At 38.4% G+C, this 534-nt stretch carries 1 protein-coding gene and 1 pseudogene; both read left to right on the top strand.

Annotated elements, in window-relative coordinates; genetic code table 11:
- On the top strand, nt 1–300 hold a 300-nt coding region (locus tag ACFINU_RS10430; RefSeq protein WP_375619099.1), incomplete at its 5' end, for a helix-turn-helix domain-containing protein.
- Nucleotides 290–534: pseudogene (locus ACFINU_RS10425) on the top strand (hypothetical protein); the annotation flags it as partial. The gene ACFINU_RS10430 and the pseudogene ACFINU_RS10425, both read left to right, overlap by 11 nt.

The following is a 534-nucleotide window of genomic DNA, read 5'->3' as shown; positions in this document are numbered from 1 at the left end:
TTAAAAGCGACCGAGAAGGCTGTTTATACAACACTTGTGTTGCTAATGAATGATAGGAAAGCGCCTCTTATAAATAATGCGTCTTATTTATCAAGTTGGTGTGGGTGTTCACTAAGAACGTTTCAAAAGACATTAGAGACTTTAATAAGCACTGGTCATATCACGCGTTTAGAGAATGGCAGCTTATGGCATAGGTCAGTAGCCTTTGATTATAGCATTAGCAAATTTTCAGAGAGAGCTTCGAAAGCCGCTTTAGCAAGGTGGAGTAAGAAAAGAGAGGAGGGAATACATGTCAACTAAGTTGCCATGGACAAGGTTTTTTGCAGATAAGTGGGCAATGGTTGTTGATTATTTGCCTGCTGTAGAGGGTAATATCTATATGCGATTACGGTTACGTATGTTGCGTACTGGTGAACCTCTTTTTTATAATATTAAAGTTTTATCTCATTACACTGGTTATTCAGTAAAGAAGTTTGAAGCGGCACTGAATGTTTTGCTTGAAGAAGGATATCTCATTCGTTTAGCAGATGGTCG

It is taken from the genome of Bartonella sp. AC130YNZD, assembly GCF_042196865.1.
Taxonomy (GTDB): domain Bacteria; phylum Pseudomonadota; class Alphaproteobacteria; order Rhizobiales; family Rhizobiaceae; genus Bartonella.
The sequence above is the reverse complement of the archived record's forward strand: the minus strand, read 5'-3'. Positions and strand labels throughout refer to the sequence as shown.